The sequence below is a fragment of the Streptomyces coffeae genome (assembly GCF_016741875.1).
Lineage (GTDB): Bacteria > Actinomycetota > Actinomycetes > Streptomycetales > Streptomycetaceae > Streptomyces > Streptomyces coffeae.
In genome coordinates, this window is the sequence record NZ_JAERRF010000036.1 from 46,542 (window position 1) to 69,545 (window position 23,004).

General features: G+C 68.6%; 20 protein-coding genes and 5 pseudogenes. 13 read left to right on the forward strand and 12 right to left on the reverse strand.

The window, feature by feature from the left end; all coding sequences use genetic code 11:
* Positions 1–250: 250 nt before the first annotated feature.
* Complete coding sequence (locus JK363_RS36410) at positions 251–1,798, reverse strand: ISL3 family transposase (RefSeq protein ID WP_307822010.1); 1,548 nt, start codon at positions 1,796–1,798, stop codon at positions 251–253.
* Between the two features lie 631 nt (positions 1,799–2,429).
* Here JK363_RS36410 and JK363_RS36415 point away from each other — a divergent pair.
* Together JK363_RS36415 and tpg are read left to right on the forward strand one after the other, a co-directional pair.
* Positions 2,430–3,065, forward strand: a complete 636-nt coding sequence (locus JK363_RS36415) for a hypothetical protein (RefSeq protein ID WP_201882103.1) — start codon at positions 2,430–2,432, stop codon at positions 3,063–3,065.
* Between the two features lie 21 nt (positions 3,066–3,086).
* Positions 3,087–3,635 (forward strand): annotated as a pseudogene (tpg, locus tag JK363_RS36420) (telomere-protecting terminal protein Tpg); the annotation flags it as partial.
* Between the two features lie 65 nt (positions 3,636–3,700).
* Here the strand turns inward: tpg and JK363_RS36425 are convergent.
* Entirely contained in the window at positions 3,701–4,093 is a 393-nt protein-coding gene (locus tag JK363_RS36425) for a class I SAM-dependent methyltransferase (RefSeq protein ID WP_236076398.1), read from the reverse strand.
* 814 nt (positions 4,094–4,907) lie between these two features.
* Between JK363_RS36425 and JK363_RS43255 the strand changes: the two genes are divergently transcribed.
* Positions 4,908–5,174: a nitroreductase family protein gene (locus tag JK363_RS43255; protein WP_236076412.1), complete on the forward strand. Its 267-nt coding sequence runs from the start codon at positions 4,908–4,910 to the stop codon at positions 5,172–5,174.
* A gap of 682 nt (positions 5,175–5,856) precedes the next feature.
* Here JK363_RS43255 and JK363_RS36435 read toward each other — a convergent pair.
* Together JK363_RS36435 and JK363_RS36440 are read right to left on the reverse strand one after the other, a co-directional pair.
* Positions 5,857–6,987 (reverse strand): methyltransferase domain-containing protein, encoded by a 1,131-nt coding sequence (locus JK363_RS36435; RefSeq protein ID WP_201882104.1) that lies wholly within the window; start codon positions 6,985–6,987, stop codon positions 5,857–5,859.
* Positions 6,988–7,672: 685 nt separating this feature from the next.
* A pseudogene (locus JK363_RS36440) lies at positions 7,673–7,831 on the reverse strand (transposase); the annotation flags it as partial.
* Here JK363_RS36440 and JK363_RS36445 point away from each other — a divergent pair.
* Positions 7,821–8,480: pseudogene (locus JK363_RS36445) on the forward strand (Tn3 family transposase); the annotation flags it as partial. The pseudogenes JK363_RS36440 and JK363_RS36445 overlap by 11 nt on opposite strands.
* A gap of 18 nt (positions 8,481–8,498) precedes the next feature.
* Here the strand turns inward: JK363_RS36445 and JK363_RS36450 are convergent.
* The 3 genes from JK363_RS36450 to JK363_RS36460 are packed head-to-tail and all read right to left on the reverse strand — an operon-like array spanning position 8,499 to position 10,667.
* Complete coding sequence (locus JK363_RS36450; protein ID WP_201882105.1) at positions 8,499–8,801, reverse strand: sulfurtransferase TusA family protein; 303 nt, start codon at positions 8,799–8,801, stop codon at positions 8,499–8,501.
* A gap of 10 nt (positions 8,802–8,811) precedes the next feature.
* Positions 8,812–9,993 (reverse strand): cysteine desulfurase family protein, encoded by a 1,182-nt coding sequence (locus tag JK363_RS36455; protein ID WP_201882106.1) that lies wholly within the window; start codon positions 9,991–9,993, stop codon positions 8,812–8,814.
* Positions 9,990–10,667, reverse strand: a complete 678-nt coding sequence (locus tag JK363_RS36460; protein WP_201882113.1) for an ArsR/SmtB family transcription factor — start codon at positions 10,665–10,667, stop codon at positions 9,990–9,992. Before JK363_RS36460 ends, JK363_RS36455 begins: the two co-directional genes overlap by 4 nt.
* 87 nt (positions 10,668–10,754) lie before the next feature.
* On the opposite strand from JK363_RS36460, the gene JK363_RS36465 reads away from it, so the two are divergent.
* Entirely contained in the window at positions 10,755–12,134 is a 1,380-nt protein-coding gene (locus JK363_RS36465) for an MBL fold metallo-hydrolase (protein WP_201882115.1), read from the forward strand.
* Positions 12,131–13,411 (forward strand): MFS transporter, encoded by a 1,281-nt coding sequence (locus JK363_RS36470; RefSeq protein WP_201882117.1) that lies wholly within the window; start codon positions 12,131–12,133, stop codon positions 13,409–13,411. Before JK363_RS36465 ends, JK363_RS36470 begins: the two co-directional genes overlap by 4 nt.
* Positions 13,412–13,432: 21 nt before the next feature.
* On the opposite strand, the gene JK363_RS36475 is transcribed toward JK363_RS36470, so the two are convergent.
* From JK363_RS36475 to JK363_RS36485, 3 genes are all read right to left on the reverse strand, one after another.
* Positions 13,433–14,092, reverse strand: coding sequence for a class I SAM-dependent methyltransferase (locus JK363_RS36475; protein ID WP_201882138.1), 660 nt, complete (start codon positions 14,090–14,092; stop codon positions 13,433–13,435).
* Positions 14,093–14,165: 73 nt separating this feature from the next.
* On the reverse strand, positions 14,166–15,506 hold the full coding sequence (locus JK363_RS36480) for a cytochrome P450 (protein WP_307822011.1): 1,341 nt from the start codon (positions 15,504–15,506) through the stop codon (positions 14,166–14,168).
* The gene (locus JK363_RS36485; protein WP_201882121.1) at positions 15,497–15,880 is read right to left on the reverse strand and encodes a hypothetical protein; all 384 of its coding nucleotides are present in this window, start codon (positions 15,878–15,880) and stop codon (positions 15,497–15,499) included. The genes JK363_RS36480 and JK363_RS36485 overlap by 10 nt, the downstream gene beginning before the upstream one ends.
* Positions 15,881–15,946: 66 nt before the next feature.
* On the opposite strand from JK363_RS36485, the gene JK363_RS36490 reads away from it, so the two are divergent.
* The 5 genes from JK363_RS36490 to JK363_RS36510 all read left to right on the forward strand — a co-directional run bounded on the left by JK363_RS36490 (position 15,947) and on the right by JK363_RS36510 (position 18,453).
* Entirely contained in the window at positions 15,947–16,540 is a 594-nt protein-coding gene (locus JK363_RS36490) for a TetR/AcrR family transcriptional regulator (protein WP_201882123.1), read from the forward strand.
* A gap of 383 nt (positions 16,541–16,923) precedes the next feature.
* Entirely contained in the window at positions 16,924–17,178 is a 255-nt protein-coding gene (locus tag JK363_RS36495) for a zinc finger domain-containing protein (protein ID WP_236076400.1), read from the forward strand.
* Positions 17,179–17,227: 49 nt separating this feature from the next.
* Entirely contained in the window at positions 17,228–17,350 is a 123-nt protein-coding gene (locus JK363_RS44865) for a winged helix-turn-helix domain-containing protein (protein WP_372444923.1), read from the forward strand.
* 157 nt (positions 17,351–17,507) lie between these two features.
* Positions 17,508–17,930 carry a transposase gene (locus JK363_RS36505; protein ID WP_236076401.1) on the forward strand — a complete coding sequence of 141 codons (423 nt, stop codon included), beginning with the start codon at positions 17,508–17,510 and terminating at the stop codon, positions 17,928–17,930.
* A 67-nt stretch (positions 17,931–17,997) separates the two neighbouring features.
* Positions 17,998–18,453, forward strand: coding sequence for a VOC family protein (locus JK363_RS36510; RefSeq protein ID WP_201882127.1), 456 nt, complete (start codon positions 17,998–18,000; stop codon positions 18,451–18,453).
* 98 nt (positions 18,454–18,551) lie between these two features.
* Here the strand turns inward: JK363_RS36510 and JK363_RS45095 are convergent.
* Positions 18,552–19,290: pseudogene (locus JK363_RS45095) on the reverse strand (transposase); the annotation flags it as partial.
* 693 nt (positions 19,291–19,983) lie between these two features.
* Between JK363_RS45095 and JK363_RS36520 the strand changes: the two are divergent.
* A pseudogene (locus tag JK363_RS36520) lies at positions 19,984–20,181 on the forward strand (IS5/IS1182 family transposase); the annotation flags it as partial.
* 207 nt (positions 20,182–20,388) lie between these two features.
* On the opposite strand, the gene JK363_RS36525 reads toward JK363_RS36520, so the two are convergent.
* The gene (locus JK363_RS36525) at positions 20,389–21,336 is read right to left on the reverse strand and encodes a GlxA family transcriptional regulator (RefSeq protein WP_201882140.1); all 948 of its coding nucleotides are present in this window, start codon (positions 21,334–21,336) and stop codon (positions 20,389–20,391) included.
* A gap of 82 nt (positions 21,337–21,418) precedes the next feature.
* On the opposite strand from JK363_RS36525, the gene JK363_RS36530 reads away from it, so the two are divergent.
* On the forward strand, positions 21,419–22,891 hold the full coding sequence (locus tag JK363_RS36530) for an MFS transporter (protein ID WP_236076402.1): 1,473 nt from the start codon (positions 21,419–21,421) through the stop codon (positions 22,889–22,891).
* The last annotated feature ends 113 nt before the right edge of the window (positions 22,892–23,004 follow it).

Sequence of the window (23,004 nt, forward strand, 5' to 3'; positions counted from 1 at the left end):
CCGGGAGGTCCGCGGCTTGAGTCGAGGCGGGTCGGCAACCTTCCACGCACCTGTCGGGGATGCGCTGACGGAGGTCCACCGAGGCTCCAAAACTACCGTCAACACCCCCTACCCGGGCCAGCGGAACCACCCGATCGAAGTGGGGCCAAATCACACGCCTCCTCCACCCCGGCAGTGGAGCCAAAACAACTCCGTGCACTGGAGCCCAAAGAAGGGTCTGGCCCAGGTTGTGTGGGCTGACGACGCCGGGTCACGCGAGGAGGACGCGTTTCCGGAGGAGCAGGAAGCTTGCGCGGCCGAACATCTGCCTCTTGAGTATCTTGATCCGGTTCACTGCCCCTTCAACGGGGCCTGAGTTCCAGTCGGTGGTCAGTCCGGCGGTCACTGCGTCGAAGTCGGCTTCCAGGCCGACGGCGAAGGTGCTGACGCCGGGGAGACCGGCTGTCATGGCATCGGTGATCCAGTCGGTAAGCCGCCCGCCGTCGAACGTGGTGAGCATCTCGGCGAACGAGCCGACCAGCTGAGCGGTCGTCTCCAGCTCCGGGCACTGGTCCAGGACCGTCTTCCTGCGGATCTTCTCTTCTTCGGTGAGGGTAGCGGGGTGCCGGGTGAGCCAGCCGGTGACCTGGCGGATCGACGGCGTGGCGGGCGCGGGCGGAGTGCCGTTCGACGCGGGCAGGGCCTTGCGGACCCATAGCTGGACGGTGGAATAGTGACCGCGGAAGCCACGGGCCGTGATCTCGCGGTGGAGATCGAGGATGGTCACCTTCCCTTCGGTTTCGGCCCAGGGTTGCGTCAGGTAGGGCTTGAACGGGTCGAGTTTGCTGGGAAGGTGGCGCTTTCGGCCTTTGACCATGTCCTGCCAGCGGGCGGCCCGGGCGTACCGCTGGACGGTGTGCCGTCCCCAGCTCAGGTGCCGGGCGATCTCCCGGAGCCCCAGTCCCTGGGCGAGCAGGTCATGGACGAACGCGTGATGCACCCGGGCGCGTTCGGCGAACTTTCCGGACGGCTCGTCGTCCTCGGCGGCCGGCGCGTCCATGGTCTCCCACTCGGGTTCGGGCTCGGGCACCGGGGCGGGAAGGTCACGAAGGCAGGGTCGATGGGCGGCGACTGTCTTCTCGACCGCGTTGGCGAGGTTCTGCCACAGATGGAACCGGTCGGCCACTTGCAGAGCCTCTGGTGCGGCGGCGTGAGCCGCGTCGGCGTAGGCCCCGGACCGGTCGCGGCAGATGACCTCGATTCCCGGATGCCGGGACAGCCACGGTGCGAGAGCGGCGGCGTCCCGTTCGGGCAGGAGGTCCAAGACCCGGTGCGTCTCCGCGTCGATCACCACGGTTCCGTAGACGTGCCCGCGGCGCAGTGCGAAATCGTCCACCCCGACCGCCCTCGGTTCCGTCGCAGGCGGGTCGGGCAGGTCTATCACCCGCCGCAGCAACGTATTGCGGCTGGTCACGATGCCCAGGTGCGCGGCGAGGCGGGCACCGGCCCGCCCGGCCAGCGCCAGCCCGACCTTGCTCATCGTGGACCGCAGACGCTCGGTGGTCCGGCCGTGGCGCCTAGTCAGTCCGGGCACCCGCTCGACGAACGTGCGCCGCGGGCATTCCGGGGTCGTGCAGATGAACCGGCGGACCCGCAGCGCCAGTACGCACGGCCGTCCGGCACAGGCCAGGTCCGCGGGGAAACGCAGGTAGGAGCCGTGGATCTGAGCCGACCAATCCCCGCAGGCCGGGCAACCGCTCGCGGTGCATCGCGCCTCGATCCGTATCGCTTCGCCGTCCATCTCGGCGGACGTGATCACGACCTTCGTGTTCGACGGGAACAACAGCTCTTGTACTGGAGGCGGATCTTCGTTCACGGCGACCGAAGGTCGAGCACATCAGCCATACGAGGAGCGAAATCAAGGCGACTTCCGAGCCCCCGCCACAAAGATCAACAGCTACAACGAGTAGTCGGCCCACACAACTTGGGCCAGACCCCCAAAGAAGTGCTTACAGACACCTTGATCTTCGCGCCCGCCGGCTTGCTCTGCTCGTGGGAACGGGAAGAGTTGCCTGCCTCGATTACCGGGTGCAGATCCTCGTCTTCGGCACGCTCGGACTGGCCGCAGCCGCTCTGCTGGCGATGGCCAGCCGCATGACGCGGTCGCCAGCGCGGGATCAGCGCATGGCCGGTACCTGAGACACGGCATGGGAGGACAAGCATTGCTGGACGGGGCCAGACGCAGGGCAGGGCGTCGATGAGCCCCATGGATACGGGCGGCCCTGTCCGTGAACTGCGCCGGGCAGCGCGAGATAACATAATAGGCTTTTGGGTATATTTTCCCTTCGATAGACGCGAAAAGCGAAACTGTGCACACTGGTTTGCGCGACCGGTCGCTCCTCGGTTCCACGGCCTGATTTTCAAGGCTTCACCTGAAGGAATGGAGAATCATGGGCACCAAGAGGTCCACCGGTATTTCTCTGGCCGTCCTCGCTCTCACCTTCTGGGCGGCGACCAGCGCGACGGCACAGGCCGCAGCTCACCCCGCAGACCTGGCAGCGGGTTCGCCGTCGGCCACCACCACCCCGTCCGTTTCGCGTGCGGCATCCACACCCCGGGCCCAAGCGAGCGAAACCGTCGCGCTCGGTTTCAACAGCACCGACTGGCGGTATCTGCAAGTGCCGCCCGCGACCGACCAGCCCTGGTTCTTCAAGCGCGGCTTCGACGACAGCGACTGGCCGACCGGGCAGGAGGCTTTCGGTAGCGTCCGCGGCGGCTGTTCCTGGAACACTACCGAGACCGTCAAAACGAGCTGGGCCCCGAATACGGACATTCTGACGCGGCACTGGGTCCACATCCCGCGCGACGCGCAGCAGGTCCACATCAGCGGAACGATCGACAACGACGCGCAGGTCTTCTTCAACGGCAGCCTCGTGGAGGCCGTCAACAGCGGCTCCTGCCGGCCAAACGCCATCGACGTCGTTGTCCCGGCGAGCGACATCGAATGCTGCAACCTGCTCGCCATCCGCGGCCACGACAGTGGCCTAGCGACCTTCCTGAACGTCCAGGTCACCTACACCACCTAGCCGACCACCAGCGGCTGAGCGGCGGTACAGGGCGCGTTCACCCGCCCCATCCCCAAGACCGTCGGCGCCCAGATGCGCTACCTCGTCAAGCAGCACAAGGGCAGCACCAGGCGGGTCGCCGAGCTGCTCGGCATCACCCAGCGCACCGTTGAACGCTACGTGAAGAACCAGATCAAAAAACCCCGCAAAGACCTCGCGGCGCGCAGAGAGCGAGAGGTGAAGAAGCGCTGGCAGCCACAGATCCGCGCCAAGGCCAAACAATCAGCGGCCACCACCGCCGGCATCCTCATCGACACCCGCGCCCACTTCGGCTTCACCGCAGCCCCCGGCACCACAGACGACGCACGCCTGCGCCACCTCACCCCCGCCCTCCCACCACGCCACGCCGCCCGCCTCTTCGAAGCCCAGGAACAGGGCGCGACCGAACAGCAGCTGCGCAACATCACAGCAGAGGCCCTGGGCGAGATGTACTTCCGCGACAACGGCCGCCGCGCCCATGGCCTGGAGGTGGAGTTCACCGACCTGGAACACGTGGAATTCGACCTTCGACTCGTGCTGTCTTCTTCTTGAGGTCGCCGCCTGCTTGAGCCGAAGCATGCTAGAGATCTTTAACCTCGATCTTGCATGGGGGTCTGTCAGCTTGCTGACGGACACTGCTCTCCGTGGTGCATCCAGTGGAGTGCCTGTCCGATGACCGCCATCGCCGGCGACCGCTGCCCCATCAGCTCGCCGAGCGCAGGGACGTCGGTGTCGGCACCGAGGACCCATGTCGCATTGCGCACGTCATGTCTCGCGGCTGTGTCCCTGGCGAGCCGAAGCATGTCCGGCTCGGGATCCATGCCGATGACCGAGCCGACCCGCGAGGCGAGCGGGACGGCCAGCTGACCGGTCCCGCACCCGAGATCGAGCACGATGTCGTCCGTGGTCAGTGCGAAGGCCGTTTGCAGCGCGTCGAGAGCCTGAGGCGGATAACCACGCCGGAACTTCGCGTAGTACTCGGCAACGTCACCGCTGAACCCCACAGTCATGGCGTCCACCTTGCCCAAGCGCGGGCCCGGGAGACAGGTTCCCGACGCACAGATCGCTACCGGCTAAAACCAGACTGGACCGCGGGGTCGCCGACACAGTCGCCGTTTGCCAGCTCCAGGCGCCGTCGAAACTCGTCGACATCTCAGCCTCTCAAGATCAAGAAGTGCCGCCCAGACCCATCAACAAACGCTGTCCGAAGCAATCAACGAAGCCACTACGACGTTTCGGAACTTACGCATGACAACCTCTCATTCCTGTGTCGTGGTCCAAGCGGGACAGCGCTCCGCGCATGGCAGCGATGGCCGCACGCGGTGTCTTGCCTGTCGTGGTGTGTTGGGCCGGTCTCCCTGCCTCCCCCGCAGCGGGGAGACCGACGCCGACATCACCTGGTGGTTAAGTGCGTGACTTCCCCGGGATTTCAGGGGTCGCTGTCCCGTACGTTTCTCAGCTTCCGTCCGAGGCAGGTGTGCGAGCAAGGTGATTCGGTCTGTACCGAACATCGACTGCGCTGAACAATGAACGCATGACGTTACGCATCCACTTCACCGTTGAAGACCTGGCTCGCACGCGCGTGGCACAGGCCCCCCGACCGTTGTTGGAAGTGGGACTGGCCCTCTGGATGCTGCGACAACCGGCCTGTGTCGAGCGACTGTACGTGCGCACACCGGAGGGCAAGGAGCGGCTGATGCGCGGCATCGCCCAGCCCAACCAGGCACAGACCGCGTCCGCACCGGTCACAGCCGTGATCGCGGTGGACACCCAGTACCCGGAGTACTGCCGGTGCTTGCGCCGTCCAATCCGAACTTCCGGTCCATGCCGGAGGCCAACGAGGAGCTGCGGATCAGCCACGGCGACTTCAACACCACCTTGCAGGCCGGCTACTTCATTCTCGCGGTCCGCGCCGCCGGGCTGGTCGTCGGTCCGATGAAGGGCTTCAACGCGGCGGCCGTGGACAAGGAGTTCTTCGACGACGGCCGGTGGCGCTCGATCCTTCTGGTGAACATCGGCTACCCGGCCGAAGACGCGTTCCGCGAGCGGCTGCCGAGGCCGACGTTCGAGGAGGCGGTGCGGATGGTCTGAGCCGCGTGCCGCCGCGAGGGCCTGGCTACCGCATCGACGCGGTGGCCGGGCCGGACGGCTGTTCCGCATGCCCAACGAGTGCGGCTGGACTCCGCACGCGCGCTGCAACGAGGTGTTCGGTTCCGCCGTCGAGCGGGGCTACGGCTCACCTCCGCTTGCGCGGAGAGCACAACCGCTCCATTTGGCAGTCAAAGGGTGGCCACGGCAGCGGCGGGGCCTCCGCTTGCGCGGAGAGCACAGTTCCGGGGCCATCTCCAGGGACCCTCGGGTCGCGGGGCCTCCGCTTGCGCGGAGAGCACCCTTCGACACCTGCGGCGTTATGACGGCTTTGCAACTTCTTGAATCAAGGAGCAGCGTTCGTACACGAACCCAACCTATCGCTCGCCTCCTCAGCGCGGTCGGGCGGAGAATGCCTCGTTCCGCTCAGGCCCGCCTGTTCGGTTCACCTTCGATTCCACGGGCTGCGTCCCGCCACGGTGACAGGCCGCGGCTCGCTGCTGCCGGTGCGGTCTGCCGACCGGGCAGTGTGGGAGCACAGCTCACCTCCGCCTGTCTGGGGAGCACATCCCACGGGCCACCGCGCATGTCGGCACACCTCCGCCTGCGATGAGAAGAGCCCAGGCATCTCGGGCTATCGGCTGCGGGGCAGAGCCTCGAGCAAGGGGCTCCTCTGCGCCAGCTTTCAGGGGAGAGTTGGGACGGGGTTGTCCGGCTGGTCGAGCCAAACGTGTTGTCCGGGTGGGGCGACCGTGAGTCCGAACCGGGTCCGGGCTGGCCGCCCGGCGGCCGTCCACCAGTCGTGCGCTGCCTCAAGTTCGTCCCAGAGCCGCCGGGGCCCGTACTGCTCCACCTCGAAGTCGGCGGCTTCTGGCTCGTAGTCGACCGACGCCCATGAGCCGTCAGCAGTGTCGGCCAGCCACAGGGTCCACGCCCCGTCAGGGCCGTGGCCCACGGCCTGCTGGCAGCCCGGCACGAGGACTCCCGCCGCGAACCACGCGTCGTCGTCGCTCAAGAAGTGCGGATCCAGCGTGGTACGGCTCCTGACGCCTGCGCTCCCGGAAGCGGCAACGGCTAGGACGTTCCGGGACGGGGCCTGCGCCCGCATCCACATGAACGCCGTGTCGCCGAGGACCGGACCACTCGCGGTGTGCCCGCCTGGGGCGACGGTGAGCTGGACGAGGGCTCCATTGCGCATGGTGGTGCCCCAGGGGAGGACGATGATGCCACCGGGGGTGGTCTGTTCGATCCAAGCTGGGGGTATGTGGTGGACGGAGCAGGTGGCGATGACCCGGTCGTAGGGGGTGCCGTCCGGCCAGCCTTGGGAGCCGTCGCCGGTGATGACAGTGGGTGAGTAGCCAGCATTTTTGAGGCTGGTGTGTGCCCGGTTGGCGAGATCGGGGTCGACTTCGATGGTCGTGACGAGGTGGTCACCGAGCCGGTGGGCGAGGAGGGCCGCGTTGTAGCCGGTGCCCGCGCCGATCTCGAGCACTCGCTGTCCGTCGTGGATGTCGAGTGCCGCGAGCATGGCGGTAACGATGCGTGGCATGCTCGCCGAGCTCGATGGTGTTTGGGCCACCGCGGTGCCTGGAGGGTCCTCGACTTGGGTCACCAGCGGGATGTCGCTGTATACGAGCTGGTGCCAGTGGTCAGGGTCGTCGGCCTTGTCCAGGGGCTGGTATCCGTCGGGGCCGCGGGTCCAGATGCGGTCGGGGATGAAACGGGCCCGGTCTACGTAGGTGAGGGCATCCCGCCATCCGGTGGGGAGGTGTCCGTCCTCGGCGAGCTGCTCGACGAGGGCGGCTGAGCCTGGCACGGTCATCCCCTCGGTGCCTCCGGCCGCTTCGGATCCGGCGGAGGGATGGGCTTGTCTGGCTTGTGCCCGTCACTCTCAGCTGGGTCCTGCTTGCCGCTGTGTTTGCCCACGAGCTCTCCCTTTGTTCGAGGCGAAGGTTCATGGTGGCTTGAAGGCACAGTGCTCGATAGAGCGCATCGGTGCATTCCGGTCAGCGTCACGCTCACAGCACCACAAATCTTCACCGCCCCAGCACAGAAAACACCACGACAGGCGGACGCCGGACGTCCTTCTGGTTGTGCGGCCACCGCCTGTTCGTACAGCACGCCCCGGGAACGTGGCTCACCTCCGCTCATGCGGAGCGCACCCAGCCGCGGCGAGACCCTGGCCAACGTGGTTGGCTCACCTCCGCTCGCCCGGAGAGCACTCTCCGGGTTTCAAAGCAGGGCGCTGCCGAGCGTGGCCAGTGCGGTACCGGCCAGGTCGAGTCGGGGGCGCGGTCTTAGCGCACACGGGGCGTGGCGGCCAGGAACGGCGGCGAGGGGAGGTTGACGAGGAAGACGGGGCGCCAAGAGGCGCCGGGCAGGTCGGCGTGGGTGAGAATGCCGGCACACGTTCGAGAAAACGGCATTCTCAAGTTTGTGCACAGGCTGGCGCCGTGTCGCGGCTTGCCTGCTTGACGGGTTACCCGGCCCGTTCAGTCCGGACGGCAGACTCCTTGGACCGGCAGGTCCTTCAGCAGGAAGGCGAGGCGGGGCGCGTCATATCCGGCGTCCGCCACGATGAGGATGTCCGGGACACCCGCCTGCCACTGCCCGGCGGCGATCAGCCGCTCGACCAGGTCACGCAACTGCCGGGCGGAGATGCCCGGGGTGGCCACTGGCGGGTACGGGCCGCTGGAGGACCTGGCACGTAACCGGGTGAACCTGAACAAGGTGATCACGCACTGGCCGGACATGCTACGAGTGGCCGGCTCCCTGGTGACCGGGCAGGTCCGCGCCTACGACCTGCTGCGGATGTTCGGCCGCGAGGGCCGCCCCACCCCGATGGGGCAGGCGTTCGCCGAGTACGGGCGGATCGCCAAGACCCTGCACCTGCTGCGGGTGGTCGACCCGGTCGACGACACCTACCGCCGTCAGATGAACCGGCAGCTCACCGTGCAGGAGTCCCGCCACCAGCTCGCTCGCGACATCTGCCACGGCAAGCGCGGCCAGATCATGCAGGCGTACCGCGAAGGACAGGAAGACCAGCTCGGCGCGCTCGGCCTGGTCCTGAACGCCGCCGTACTGTGGACCACCCGCTACCTGGACGCCGCTGTCGCCCAGTTGCGTGCCCTGCCCGCCGAAGAACGGGAGTATGAGGTCCGGGAGGAGGACGTCGCCCGCCTCTCCCCGCTCAGGCATGCCAACCTCAACTGTCTGGGCCGCTACAGCTTCCGCGCCACCGTTCCCTCCGGTGGCGGCCTGCGGCCGCTGCGGGACCCGACTACGGCCGAGCAGGAAGAGGGCGAGTGAGTACAGCGGTGCCAGCGGCTACGGGGTTGATGGGTGCCATGGCGCGTCGGCCCGGGTGGACAGCGCGTCGGCGGCCAGTTGAAGGGCATACACCGGCTGTTCGTCGCCGTGGACAGGGCCGAGGTAGTGGTGGCCGGTCATGTGGCACCAGGCGGGCAGGTCGCGCGGTGCGGCCGGGTCGGTGGCGATGACGTGGACGACGGTGCCGGGCTCCGCGTCGTCGATCTCCTTGCGGAGGTGGGGAAGGAGGGTGACGCAGAGCAGGCCGGTGCCGTCGACGGTGATGCCGGGCGTGGGGGTCTGGTGGTTCGTGGGGTTCATCGGCGGTAGGTCACTGCGGGGCAGCCGCCTGGATGAGGGCCGCTGCCGCCGTCTCGATGTCGCCGGCCGTGCTCCAGCGGCCCAGACACAGCCGCAGCGCCCCGAGGGCGCGGGCCGTATCGAGGCCCATGGCGGTCAGTACGGGGGAGGGTGTGTGGGTGCCGCTGTGGCAGGCCGAGCCGGTCGAGGCCGCGATCTCGCCGACGACGGTCAGGAGCTCGTGCCCGAGGACGCCCTCCATGCTGACGTTCAAGGTGTTCGGCAGGCGGTTCTTCTCCGGCCCGTTGAGGTGCACGCGGCCGGGCAGGGCAGCTGCCAGCCGTTGGTGAAGGTCGTCGCGCAGAGCCGCGATGCGGGCCGGGGTGCCGTCGGTGAGTTCGGCGGCCGCGAGCTGTGCGGCGGTGCCGAGTGCGACGGCCAGGGCGACGTTCTCCGTCCCCGCGCGCAGGCCGCGCTCCTGCCCGCCGCCGTAGACGACCGGCTCCAGCCGTACGCCGTCGCGCACGTACAGGGCGGCGGCGCCCTTGGGCGCGTACATCTTGTGCCCCACGATCGTGAGCAGGTCCACGCCCAGATCACCGACGTCGAGGGGGATCTTGCCCACGGCCTGGGCGGCGTCGCAGTGGAACAGCGCCCCGCGGGCGTGGGCGAGCGTAGCGAGTTCTGCGATCGGCTGGAGGGCGCCGGTCTCGTTGTTCGCCGCCATCACCGACACCAGCATCGTGTCCTCGGTGAACGCGTCGGCCAGCGCCGCCGGGGAGAGGAGTCCGTCGCCGTCGACCGGCAGCACGGTCACCCGCGCGCCGTGCAGCCGCTCAAGGGCTCGGCACGTCTCCAGAACGGCCGGATGCTCGGTGGCCTGGGTGATCACGTGCGGATGTGGGCTGCCGGAGGCCAGGACCGCACCGCGCAGGGCGAGCAGGTCGGCTTCCGATCCGGATCCGGTGAACACGATCTCGCCGGGCCCGGCGCCGATCAGGTCCGCGACCTGGGCGCGAGCCTCGGTGAGCGCCCGCCGCAGCTCTTGAGAGAAGGGGTGGCTGCTGGAGGGGTTGCCGAAGAAGTCGGTCAGGTACGGAAGCATCGCCTCGGCAACGCGCGGGTCGACCGGGGTGGTGGCGTTGTAGTCCAGGTAGACCGGCCCGCCGTCCAGTCCCGGATGCGGCGGGAGGTCGCCGCCCGAGCCGGTCACGTCAAGTCCGCGGCGTCGACGGGCAGTTCCGACAGGCGCCACTCCAGCATGCCGTCATTGAGGCGGATCGCCCGCCGTCCGCGGTCGGTTAGCAGCCGTACCGCGTCGTAGGCCAGCACGCAGTACTCGCCGCGGCAGTAGACGACGATCTCCAGGTCCTCGGGCAGCTCGTTGATCCGGTCGGCCAGTTCCTCGACCGGGATGGAGAGGGCGCCGGGAATGTGTCCCGCCCGGTACTCCTCGACCGGCCGCACGTCGAGCACGACGACATCCCCGGCGGCGATCCGGACCCGCAGCTCCTCACGGCTGAGCTCGGCGGCGGTGTCCTCGCCGAGGTAGGCGTCGCGGGCAGCGGGCACGGCGGCCTGGTGGCGGTCGGCGACCTTGCGCAGCAGCGCGAACAGCTGGGCCACGTCGTCACCGGCGAGCCGGTAGTGGATGCGCACGCCCTCACGGCGGGTCGCGACGAAACCGGCCTGCTTGAGGGTCTGCAGATGCGCGGACGCGGTGGTCAGGTTCAGCCCGGCCGCGTTCGCCAGCGCGTCGACGGTGCGCTCGCCCTGGGCCAGCAGATCCAGCAGCTCCAGGCGCTTTCCGCTGGCCAGCGCCTTTCCGCTGGCCGCGAACGCGTCATACAGCCGCGCCTTCGTCCCGCTCTTCGTATGCTTCGACATGGCATCCTCCATAAATCCATGGATTATTGTAGTTGAGTCTGGTGGGTGTGACCACACGCCCCCGTTCCCGAGATCTTGGAGGACGCCGTGGGCTTCGCGGACGATCACCTCATACCGCTGGTCGACGAAGGGCTGGGCAACAGCGCCTATCTGCTCGACCTCGGCGACGGGCGTGCCTTGGCCATGGATGCCAGCCGTGACCTGCGCGCTCTGCGGGCGGCGGCCGAGCGGCGCGGGCTGCGCATCGCGTTCGCCGCGGACACGCATCTGCACGCAGACTTCCTCTCCGGCGCCGTCCAGCTGGGCCACGACACCGGGGCCACGATCCTGGCGTCCGCCGCCGGACGCCGCGCCTTCGGCCATCAGGGCCTTGCCGACGGCGACGAGGTCGACCTTGGCGGACTGGCGCTGCGGGCCCTGGCCACCCCCGGTCACACCGACGAGCACCTGTCCTTCCTGCTGCTGGACGGCGGCCGGGAGCTCGGGGTGTTCACCGGAGGGTCGCTGATCGTGAACTCCGCCGCCCGTACCGACCTCCTCGGTGCTGACCGCACCGAGGAACTCGCCCGCGCCCAGTACCGGTCACTGAAGCGGCTGACCGAGCTGCCGGACGAGACCGCGGTGTGGCCTACCCACGGCGCCGGCTCGTTCTGCTCCGCACCGCCCGGCACCAAGCGGACCTCCACGATCGGTGCCCAGAAGCAGGCCAACCCACTGCTCGCCGCGCCCGACGAGGACAGCTTCGTGGACCGGCTGATCGCGAGCCTGGGCACCTACCCCGCGTACTTCGACCGCCTCGGCGAGATCAACCGGCGCGGCCCGGCGGTGCTGACCGCGCAGCCGGCGCTGCCCGACCTGTCCGCGCAGCAGGTCCGGGCCCTGATGGCCGACGGCGGCCACGTCGTCGATGTCCGCCCGGCCGCCGACTACGCCGCTGGACACATCCCCGGCTCGCTGTCGATCCCGCTGCGCGGCCAGTTCGCCACCTGGCTCGGCTGGCTCCTGCCCGACACCGCGCCACTGGCCTTCGTCACCGGCGCCGATCAGGATCTGGGCGAGATCGTCTGGCAGGCGTACAAGATCGGCTACGAGCGTCTCGCCAGCCGCCTCGCCGGCGGCATGGACGCCTGGATCGCCGATGGCAATCCCAAGGCCACCACCGCGTTCCTCACCGCCGACCGTGCCGCCGGCCGCCCCTACGTCGACGTGCGGCAGGAAGCCGAGTTCGCCGCCGGGCACGTCCCCGGCGCGGTGCACCTCGAACTCGGCAGCCTGACCGCCGCTGCTGGCGACGCGCCGACCGGACCGGTCGTGGCCTGCGGGCACGGCGAGCGCGCCATGACCGCCGCCAGCCTTCTGGAACGCGCCGGACGCACCGATATCGCCGTCCTCGACGGCGGGCCAGCCGACTACGCCGCCACCCACGGCCAGCAGCTCGCCCAGGGCACGGAGGGCACCCGCCCGTGAACACCACGCCCACCGCCACCACGACCGACGCCGCCGGGCGGCTTGTACGGCTCGGCCTGCGGGAGAACTGGTTGCAGTTCACCCTGCTGGTCATCGTCAACGTCTGCGTCGGCGGCCTGGTCGGTCTGGAGCGCACCACCGTCCCGCTGATCGGCTCCGAGACCTTCGGCCTGACCAGCGACCTGGCGATCTTCTCCTTCATCATCGCCTTCGGCGTCACCAAGGCGTTCACCAACCTCGCCGCCGGCGCGCTCACCGCCCGGTTCCGCCGCAAGCAGCTGCTGGTGGCCGGCTGGCTGCTCGGCATCCCCGTCCCTTTCGCCCTCGCATACGCGCCGTCGTGGGGCTGGATCGTCGCCGCCAATGTCCTGCTCGGCCTGAACCAGGGCCTGACCTGGTCGATGACTGTCAACATGAAGATCGACCTCGTCGGTCCCTCCCGGCGCGGCCTGGCCACCGGCCTGAACGAGGCCGCCGGATACACCGCGGTCGGCATCACCGCCCTGCTCACCGGCTATCTCGCCACCTCCTACGGCCTGCGCCCCGTCCCCGAGCTCATCGGCGTGATCTTCGTTGTCGCGGGCCTCACCCTCGCTCTCGTCGTCCGCGACACCGGCGCCCACGTCGCTCTCGAACTCGCCCAGCACGCCAAGCCCCTGCCCAGCAATGAGGACACCGGCCCGAAGGCCACGTTCGCCCGCACCTCCTGGCACAACCGTTCCCTGCGTGGCGCCAGCCAGGCCGGACTGATCAACAACCTCAACGACGGCCTCACCTGGGGCGTCTTCCCCTTGCTCTTCACCGACCACGGCCTCGGCCTGGCGGCCGTCGGCCTGATCAAGGGCCTCTACCCGATCCTGTGGGGACTGGGACAGATCACCACAGGCCACCTCGCCGACCGCATCGGCCGCAAACCGCTCATCGTCTACGGCATGCTCGTCCAGGCCGCAGGCTTCGTCCTCGTCCTCGCCCTGCTCGACCGCCCGCTGCTCGCAGGCATCCTGTCCGCGGTCTTCCTCGGCCTGGGCACCGCCATGGTCTACCCAGCCCTCATCGCCTCCATCTCCGACCACGCCCACCCCGCCTGGCGGGCCAACGCCCTCGGTACCTACCGGTTCTGGCGCGACATCGGCTACGCCGCCGGCGCCCTAGTCGCCGGAATCGTCGCCGACGCCCTCGGCCTGAACGCCACCGTTATCGCCGCCGCAGTACTCACCGCCGCCTCCGGGCTCCTCGCCGCCCACTGGATCACCGAGCACCGGCCCCACACCCGATGAACGAGCAGCCTGTCCCGGCCGCTACCGGGTCAGGCTCTGGGTAACCCGCCGCAACCGCCGCGGCAACTCCCCCTCCTCGAAGGCATGGACCCCCCGCAGGTCCCAGCCGCCGGCGAGGTCGTCGACGAGGCCGCGGTCGAAGAAGTGCACGGCGAAGCCGCCGTGCTCGAAGATGTCGTCCCCATGGGCGATGCCGGTGCCGTAGTGGGCGTCGCCGGTGTGGCGGACGGTGTAGACGAAGGCGCCGCCAGGCCGCAGCACCCGACCGACCTCTTCCACCACCGCGTGGATCTCCTTCGTCGACAGCGCCATGCACAGCAGCATGTGCGCGAACACCGCATCCACCGAAGCGTCCGCCAGCGGCAGCGGCTCACGGACATCGTGCACGGCCGTGGTCACCCAGCCCTCAAGCCCCCGGGCGAGCGCGGCCCGGCGCAGTTGCTCCAGGCCAGTTGCGGAGAAGTCGGCAGCCTGCACGGTGAAGCCCTCGGCCGCGAAGTACAGCGCGTCCCGGCCATGGCCAGCGCCCAACTCCAGAACGTCCCGCGCCCCGGCAGCACAGAAGACCTCAGCGGCGCGGACCGCGGGCGCGGACGGCTCCTCGCCGTACATCCCCGGGTGGACGGTGTAGGTGTCCTGCCAGTGCCGCCGCTGCTTCTCGGCCAGCTCCTGCTCGTCCATCACGGCCCGCGCCCTCCTACTTGCAGCCCGGGAGCAGCTTAGACGTGCCGTGCTCCTGGCACGTTCTTCCTCGTCATGGTGCAGTTGGGGCGAGCCGCACCACTGCTTTGTGTCGTGGGACGGTGGTGATGTTGCGGACGTGTGACACCTCAGAGACTCGTGTCGCAGTGAGTTCCCAGCGGGTGAGGATCTCCGACAGGATGACCGTTCCTTCGGTGAGGGCGAATCCAGCGCCCAGGCAGCGGCGGACTCCGCCGCCGAAGGGCAGCCAGGTGTTGGTCGGAGGGTTGGTTCCCATGAACCGCTGCGGGCGGAATTCGTGTGGCTGCGGATGGTTTCGCGGATCGTTGTGCGCCAGCAGGATCGAAGTGTTGACGACGGTGCCCTCGGACATCTGCCGGCCGGCGATGGTTGTCGGCTCAGTCAGCTTGCGGGCTGTCGAAGCGATCACTGTATGCAGGCGCATGCCTTCTTTCAGGACGGCTTCGAGGTATTTGTGGTCACCGGATTGCGCGGCGGCACGCGCCGCGGTCTGCAGTTCCGGGTGGCGGGCGAGTTCCCACAGGGTCCACGCCAGCGCGGCGGCGGTCGTCTCGTGCCCGGCCAACAAGAGGGAGATCAACTGGTCGCGTAGCTCGGCGTCGGTCAGTGGTGCGGTCGCGTCGCCCCTGGTGTGCACGAGCCGGGACAGGACGTCCTTTCGCTCATGGAGGTCGGTGGCCGCCCGCCGGGATTCGATCTCCCGGTACAAGATCGCGTCGATACGTGCCTGGTTGTCGGCGAAGCGCTTCCACGGCGCGAGCCGCTGAAGAATGGGGAAACGGTAACCGGCAAGCATCCAGGCAGGGATGTTGATGATGGCGCCCAGGCGACGAATCAGCTCAGTCGTTGCCGCCGGATCGGTCACGCCGAAGACGACGGCGATAATGACGTTCAAGGTGAGCTGGTTCATCGCCTGGAGCATGGGGAGGTCCAGGCCCGGTTGCCAGGTCATGACCTCGGTGCGGGCAAGATCGGCGATCAGCGACCGATACCCGCGCAGCGCCGCACCGTTGAAGGCGGGCATCAGCAGGTCCCGAATCCTTCGGTGGGCATCCTCGTCGGCCAGCAGCACCGAGTGCTTACCCATGACGAAGCCGAGGATCTGGTTACCCTCGCCCGCGTGGAGGCGGCGCGGATCGGCGCGGAAGATCTCCCCGATCGCCTCAGGGGCGGCGAAGACTACGAGATCGTCGGCGTAGGGCGGGACGCGCAGACCGAACACATCCCCGTGCCGGCGCTGCAGGGCAGGCAGGAACCGTTCCCGGTACTTCAGATACAGCACGCTCTGGACAAGTTTTGGCAGCCGGGGCCCTCCAGGCAGTTCGCCGCCTCGGCGGCAGGAGGGCGTCGCCTTGGTCGAGGTCATGCCCATCGCAGCCCGCCCTTCGCGACTCGTTCCCGCAGCACTCGCACGAATTCGACGGCAGCGCCGTCCACGCCGGCGAAGTCCGCAGGCCCCATGACCAGCCGGTAGCCCTCGTCGGTGGCCGCGACAACCGCGGGCGTCTCATCCCCGGTCAGCCGCGCGACCTCGGCCGAGCGTTCATTGCGGTGCACGAGGTCGAACGGCACTGCAAGCTCGCACACCACGTCCTTCCACTCGGCGTTGGTTCGAATCCCCCGGTGGGTGATGTCGCACAGTGCACACTCGGCCGTACCTCGAAGCTTGCCCAGGGCGTACGCCAACTCGCCCCGAACCCCGCCATCGCCGTTGAACACGCCGACGAGCCCGCGCACAACAGTCATAACACCGCCTCCTCATGTAAACAATCGTTTACGTCAAACGTTTGTTTACAAGCTAAGGTGTGACCTATGCAAGAGGAAGGCAACAAGACCAAGCTCCTCGACGGTGCACTTGAGTGCATCCGCACCCGCGGGTACGGCAGCACCTCCTCCCGTGACATCGCGCGCGCAGCAGGAGTCAACGTCGCGTCGATCAACTACCACTTCGGCGGCAAGGACCAGCTCCTCGAGCAGGCCCTGACGCGGTGTTTCGACGGTTGGACCGACCGGCTTGAGGCCGCCCTGGCCGCCGCCGACAACGCCTCCGACCTGCGGGGGCAGCTGCTCGGGATCTTCCGCGCCACCGTCGACAGTTTCGCGGCCACCCGTCCTGAGATTCACTCGTGCATCGAATCGTTTGCGCCGGCGCTGCGATCGGACACTCTGCGGGCCGCCCTCGCCGACGGATACGCGCGAGTCCGCCAGCGTGCCCAGGACCTCACCCGGCAGACCCTCGCACCCCATGGGATCCCCGAACCGCCGAACCTCCCCGCGATTACCTCGGTCGTCCTCGCCATCATCGACGGACTCATGATCCAGTGGATCGCCGACCCTTCCGCGCCTCCCAGCGCCGACGAGGTGGTCGATGCGCTCGCCATTCTCGGCGCCATCGCCACGCCGTAAGGTCCGTATCGGTCCCTTTTCTGCTCGCCCACGAGTTTCGCTGTTCGGCCCAGCCGCGGCTGGAGTCAGAGAGGGCCTGGCCACCGCCCGCAACCTCCTGGACGTTGGTGGCCGCGCGGGCTTCCTGGCTCCCTGACGAGGACTGCCCCCAGGACTAACCGAGAACGGCCGCGGTCGGCAGCGGCACCCCTGTGTGACGTCGTGGCTCAGAACGCGGGCAGCTCCATCCGTTCTCCGATCTCACAAACGGTCCTTTGCGCGAGCAAGATCAATCACCGACCGCGGGACCCCCGCCGACCCCGGATTCGTTCGCAGAAACCGTTCTCACTCAAAAGCGGGACGAACCCCCTTCTGAGAGTTGCATTGTGCGAAAATCCGGACCCATGACGGACCCTCAGCAGCCCTCCCCGGCCGACCGGTCGGACGCGGACGACGTCGAGCAGCACGCCTGTCCGAAGTGTGACGCCCAGCCCGGCTCGCCGTGCCGCTCGCGCGGCGGCGCGGTCGCCTCCGCCTACCACACCCGCCGCTTCACCATGGTGCCCCGGCTGAAGAAGGCGCTGCGGGTCCCGACCCCGGCCGACCGCGGCCCGGGCCGCGTTGGAGCAGGGCGTCCAGGCGCACGGGTTCGAGGCTGACTTATGGACCTTGGGGCGGGTCGGGCTGGTGGTTGAGTGGGTGACCGGGGTGAAGCTGGCACGGGCGTCGGTGTGGCGGCTGGTGACCCGGCGGCTGGGGTGGAGTCTGCAGCGTCCCCAGTGCCGGGCGGTCGAGCGGGACGAGTCTGAGATCGCCCTGGGTCGCCCATGAGTGGCCACGCGTCAAATGGGGGCGGTGAAGAATCGTGCCTGGATCGTGTTCTTCGACGAGTTGGGCGTGTCGCTGCTCCCGCAAGTGCGTCGCACCTACGTGCCCCGCGGCTGTACCCCCACGCTCCGGCACCGGCTGAAACTGGAAACGCGCCTCGATGGCCGCCGCGCTGGGATACCACGCCGCCGACGCCGAGCGTGGTCCGCGATTGTGCTTTCACCTCAAGCCGGGCAGCTACGACACCGTCACGTTGATCGAGGTTCTGGAGCAGGTCAGATGGTTCTACGCCGGCGAGCCGGTGGTGCTGGTGTGGGACGGGCTGGCCGCGCACTGGAGCCGGGAGATGCGCGCCTGGGTGGCCGGGCAGGACTGGCTGACATTGGAGCGGCTGCCCGCCTACGCGCCCGAACTCAACCCGGTGGAACTGCTGTGGTCGGCGATTAAGACAGGCGAGCTGGCCAATCTCGCCGGCGACCACCTCGCCGATGTCGCCGACACCGCCGAACGCGGTATTCACCGGGTCTCCTCCGATATCACCCACACGGGACTGACGATCCATCCTCAACAAGCACAGAACTAACGAAAACCTCAGTAGGGCCTGTTGCGAGAGTGGATCGTCTGTCAGACCTGCCTGGGATGCTCCGAGGATGGAGATGACAGTGCAGCTGACGATCGACTGCTCCGATCCGCAGAGAATGGTGACTTTCTGGGCCGAGGCCCTGGGCTACGTGCCTGAGCCTCCGCCGGGCGGGCACGCCACGTGGCGTGCTTACTGGGCGGCGGTGGGGGTGCCCGAGGCAGAGTTGCCGGCCGGTGCCGGGGATATTCCGGAGTCGCTCATCGATCCCGCGGGACGTGGACCGAGGGTGTGGTTCCAGCAGGTTCCGGAGCCGAAGGTCGCCAAGAACCGGTGGCACTTCGACCTGAAGGTCGGTGGGGGCCGTGACGTCCCACTGGACGTCCGCACACAGCGGGTCAAGGCTACGGTGGAACGGCTGGTCAAAGCTGGTGCCGCCGTGCTGCGGATCAAGGATGAGCCGGACATGGGGCTCTACGCCGCCGCCATGCAGGACCCCGAGGGCAACGAATTCGACGTCGTCTGAGGGCCGTTGCGACGGTGCTGGTCACAGCCACTCCTTCACGGCTGCGACCCAGCACGGTCGCCTCGTAGCGGACGGAGAGCTTGATGCCCCTTTGGATGTCAATCTGCTGACGCGTGGGTGACCGCGGCCGTCGCGGGCGGGGTGATCGCCTGATAGACCTCGCGTGCGACGTAGCGTTTGAGGCAGCGGATGGCTTCACGGCGTGTCTTGCCCCCGCGGATTCTCCGCTCCACGTAGTTGCGGGTGCGGGTGTCCCAGCGTAGGCGGGCCAGAACGATGGTGTAGAGCGCGGAGTTGGCCTGCCGGTCCCCACCACGGTTGAGCCTGCGGCGCTGGGTCTTGCCGGACGACGCCTCCACTGGGCTGACGCCGCAGAGTGCGGCAAAGGATGACTCGCTGCCCATCCGGTCGGGGTTGTCGCCGGCCGCTATCAGCAGTGCGGCGGCGGTGTCCGGGCCGACGCCGTAGCGGTCCAGAAGCTTCGGCGCACAAGCGTTGATGGCGGTGGTGATGCGGCCGGTGAGGTCGTTGATCTCCTCGGTGAGGTGCTGGATCCGTCTGGCCGGCAACTGGAGGGTGTGGCGGGCCGCCGCGGCCGGGGTGGTTCCGTCCCCGGGTTCCAGCTCGGAACACCGGCGGATGAGTTTGGGGTTGCTCAGGGCCGGTCAGCGCCTCCCGGAGCGGTGGGTTTGCGGAGATCAGGACGGCCTTGAGCTGGTTGATCGCCTGCGAACGCGACTTGATCGCGGAGCTCTTGGCCATCTTGAACATCCGGATCGTCTCCACCGGACCGTCGCCGGTCTTGGCGGCGGCGGTGGCTCGGCCGGAGAGCACTGAGGAATTGGTCAGTGGTGGTTCCACCAGTAGGCGAGGATGAGCAACGCCCTGCCGGTGACCGCGTTGACGACGGTGCGGGTCAGCTGGTCAGCCGCGGCGTGCAGTAGCCAACGGGCGAGCCTGCGTGCGGCACTAGGACGAACGTGCTGATCAGCGCCAAGAGGCGGGCCGTCCAGGTGATCATCACTGGTGGATTGACAGTGGGATCATTTACGCTCCTGGTGAGTGCAGATCGTGTACCGCCAATGGTCTCGGTCAGGACTTGGCATGGGGGGCCTCCTGTTGTGAGCAGGGGGCCGTCGCCGTTTCCGGCCACGAACCCGAAAGGCCGCCGGGATCAGTCTGCACCTCCGTGCGGACAACCCATCACGGGTCGGGGTCAAGCTACCCAGGCGTAGGAGTTGTGCTGGTCGACGCCTCTACGGACGCCAGTTGCCCAGACTGCATCCGCATGAGCTCATCGAAGAAGCGGGAAGTGTCATCGACTGTGACGATCCAGCTGTCGCCATACGCGTCTTCAGCTTGGGCTGGTCCGCTCCTCCGCGTGGGCCGCGGTCGCGCTCACGGATTGCCTCCTTGCCGCTCGGACTTCATGCGTGATCCGATCGGTGACACCCGCGCGGCACTTCATCCCGCACGTCACCAACGAGATCAAGCACCGTATGCGCCGGATGGCCTGGGATGCGGCCGACAAGGGCTGCCCGTATGGGCATCGAGTCCAGCGATCGACTGGGGCGTCGCAGTTGGGTCATCGAAGGCACCCTCTGCTGGCTGATCGGCTACCGCCGCCTGTCACCCCGCTACGAGCGCCGTCCCCGCAACTACCTGGCCTTTGTCGGACTCGCCGCAGCTCTGTGCTGCTCCAAGCGCCTCCTCGAACCGACCATGTAGGACACGGTGTTAGCCCGGTCGCTCCTGTGTCGGCGCCCGGGCTGCCGGTTCCCCCGGTCGTACGCGATGCGGGCCCGGCCGGGGTGGGGACGCTGTGGGCGAGGGTGGTCTTGCCGGTGCTGGGTCTGCGGTGACCGATTCTTTGATCATTCCGGGGCTGCCGTCATGGCAGGAGGAGGAGTCCCGACAGTCGGACTCCGCCTGTGATCAGCTGCTCGACAGCCTCTGAGGGGTGCCGGCCCGGAAGGTGCGCCGGTACGCCGCCGGGGTCGTCGCCAGCGCCCGGTGGAAGTGCTGGCGCAAGCTGTCGGCGCTGCCCAGCCCGCTGCGCTCCGCCACCGCGTCCACTCCCAGATCTGTCGTCTCCAGCAACTCCCGCGCCCGCGCCAGCCGCTGCTGGTTGAGCCACTTCAGCGGGGTGACGCCCACCTCCGCCGCGAAGCGGCGGCCGAAGGTCCGCGTGCTCATCCCTGCCCGGGACGCCAACTCGGCGATGGTCAGCGGACGGTGGAGCCGGGTCAGCGCCCAGCCCAGCACCTGCCCGAGGCCCTCCGCCTGCGGTGGGACAGGGGCCGGCGGCGGTGCGTACTGAGTCTGGTCGCCCTCCCGGTGCGGGGCCATGACCATCCGGCGGCCGACCTCCGCCGCCGCTGCCATGCCGTAGTCGCCGCGCACGATGTGCAGGCACAGATCGATGGCCGCGGCCGTGCCCGCGCTCGTGAGGATCGAGCCGTCGTCGACGTACAGGGAACGGTCGTCGACGCGTACGTACGGATGGCGGCGGCGCAACTCCTCCGCGTACATCCAGTGGGTCGCCGCCGGACGCCCGTCCAGCAGCCCGGCCGCGGCCAGCACGAACGCCCCCGAGCAGAGGGAGGCGATCCGCGCTCCGCGGGCATGCGCCTCGCGCAACGCGTCGAGCAGGGCGGCCGGCGGTTCGTAGCCGTCCATCATGCAGGCCGGGACCACGATCAGATCCGCCTCGCGCAGCGACTCAAGGCCATGCTCGGCCTCCAGACGCAGACCGCCAGGGGCGCGCTGTGCGCCTCCCGGGGCGGTGGCGCACAGCGTCAGCTCGTACCCCTGGCCCGCGAACACCGCGCACGGCACGGCCAGCTCGAAGAGCGAGGTCTCCTCCAGCAGGGTCACCACCACACGAAGCACCATGGCGTAAACCTAGGGGAAGCTGACGTTTTCGCCAATGGCGTGGCGTAGACGCTGGTCGGATGGTGGGTGCATGGCATGGAACTCACTGACCGCGCCCGGCCACAGGCTGGCGCTTGCCGGGATCTCGGCGATCGGCGTGACCTTCGGTTTCGCGCGGTACGGATACGGGCTCTTCCTCCCCGCGCTGCGCGAGGAGTTCGGGCTCTCCGTCTCCCTCGTCGGGCTGATCGGCAGCGCCACCTACGTCGGCTATCTGGCCGCGCTGCTGATGGTCGGTGCCCTCGTCGCGCGCTTCGGGCCGCGCCCGCTCGTCCTTGTCGGCGGGCTCTGTGCCGCCGTCGGGATGGGGCTTGTGGCGCTCGCTCAGGGGCCGGGGACGCTGATCACCGGGCTGACTCTCGCCGGTACGAGCTCCGGTTGGGCCTGGGCTCCCTACTCCGACGCGGTCGACCGGATGGTGCCGGCCGGGCGGCGCGAGCATGTCTTGGGCACCATCGCCAGCGGTACCGCCTTCGCCGTCGTGGTCGCGGGCCCGCTGGCGCTGCTCGCCCACGGCAGGGGATGGCGGTACGCCTGGCTGGCCTTCGCACTGGCGGCGCTGGCATCGACCGCGTACAACGCCCGTGCGCTGCCCGGGGGTTCGGGCCGACCGATACAGAGCAGCAGCGGCCGGCCGACGTACCGCCGCAGCGCACTGCCGCTCCTGCTCACCGCCGTCATCTACGGCCTCGTCGGCGCCGTGTACTGGTCCTTCGCCGTCGAAGCGATCACCGACGCGGCGGGCACCGGTTCCGCAACCGCGCCCCTTTTCTGGTCCCTGATGGGCGCGGCCGGCACGGCGGGCGCGCTGACCGGCCACGCCATCGCGCGGTACGGGCTGCGCCGCGTCCACACCGGGCTCTTCTTCGGCATCGCCGTCGCGGTCGCCCTGCTCGGCCTCGCCCCCGGCTCGCTCCCTGCCATCGCCCTCTCCGCCCTGCTCTACGGCCCGTGCTTCATGGCCGGATCCGGGATGCTCGCGGTGTGGAGCTACCGCGTCTTTCCCCAGCGGCCCTCCGCCGGCTTCAGCGTCACCGTCTTCTTCCTGGGGCTGGGCACGATCGCGGGACCTGCGCTGCTCGGAGCGTACGCCGAACTTCATGGCCTGCGAGCCGCGTTTCTCCTCACGGCGGGCGTCGCGGCCCTTGCCTTGGTGTGTGCTCCAAGCCGTAGCACGCGCGGGCATGGATGCCATCAGGGACAGGACCAGGAACAGGACACTGGGACTTCGGAGCGGGATCGAGGTCGACCCGCTCGGCTTCGGGTGCAGCCACCGCAGCCGATAACACCCAGCACCCCCAGCACGTTTACCTCACAAGACCAGGTTCATTGGCAAGGAAGCGAGAAGGGCTGGGTTCGCTGTCGAGCGCCTCGATTGGATGACAGCAGACACAAGCCTCGGGAGGCATCCGCCGACCGGGAGAGCCGATGTTCACGAGAACGGGAGGCACTCCCCCCTGTCGCCCGGCAACGGCGCGATCGTGGCTCCCACCTGCGCCCGTAACCAGGCCGCGAGGGCCTTGCGGTAGCGCTCCACAAAGCCGGGCGAGTTCAGGCGCTCGCTCTTCGGCATCGCCTTTGACAGCCGCGATGGCGTCCTCGGGGCGGAGGTGGCCA